This window comes from Pseudomonas sp. GW460-LB5 (genome assembly GCF_059423245.1).
In genome coordinates this window covers 1-827 of the sequence record NZ_JBWKXT010000137.1, presented here as the reverse complement: position 1 = coordinate 827, position 827 = coordinate 1, and the positions used below count along the sequence as shown (strand labels likewise).

Annotated in this window: 1 protein-coding gene; it reads left to right on the top strand. The window is 65.1% G+C overall.

Features of this window, described 5'->3' with window-relative positions:
• Positions 1 to 27: 27 nt before the first annotated feature.
• On the top strand, positions 28 to 827 hold an 800-nt coding region (locus AC07XM_RS31050; RefSeq protein WP_495046085.1), incomplete at its 3' end, for a carbohydrate binding domain-containing protein.

Here is an 827-nt window from a genome sequence, read left to right as displayed (position 1 = left end):
GGGCGGGTGATTGCCGGCGAGAACAACTTGACCAGCGTATCCGGCCAAGTGACGGAGCTGAAGAGCAGCCTGGGCGACGTGGGTGGCGAGAACCTGGTCTACAACCCATCGTTCGACACGCCGGACCCCACTACACCACTGGTGGCCGATGGCTGGTGGTACGACAGTTCGGGCAGCTCGGTTACCCGGGTACCTTCGCTGGTGGCTTCCGTCCTGGCGGCGGGCTTTGCCCAGCGCCTTGACGTGACAGGGCTGACTCCGAGCAGCTGGGCGCGAGTCTATGGTCGGGCCAACCGCCGGTTCAAGGTGGTTCCGGGCAAGACATACACCGCTTCGGTGTACATGCGCGGCACGGCTGGTCTGCGCATTCTGCCAATGGTGTACGGCGTCAGTGACGCCGGCGTCAGCAGCACTTCGTGGGCCGGTGTTCGCGTCGATGCAAGCGATACCTGGGCGCGCCTTTCGGTCACATTCACCGCTGACGCCAACACCGCGCAGGTCTACCCGGCGTTTGTGGTGTACGGCGGCGCGTCGGCTTCTGCCGGATTTATAGAGGGCGACCAATACCAGATCCAGGAAGGTGCACTCGCCACCGGATGGCGCGACAACGGCCAGGTCAACAGCGGCAATCAGGCGGTGACCGCGACGGCGGTCGAGGCCTTGTCGTCCAAGGTGACTCAGCAGGGTGCCGACCTGGCCAGCACGTCGAGCAAGACCACCAGCCTGGAAAACAGCCTGAGCACCACCAACGGCAACGTGACGGCGGCGCAGACAGCGGCGCAGAACGCGGCCGCACTGGCAGGCAGCAAGGGCAAGGTCATCGTGCA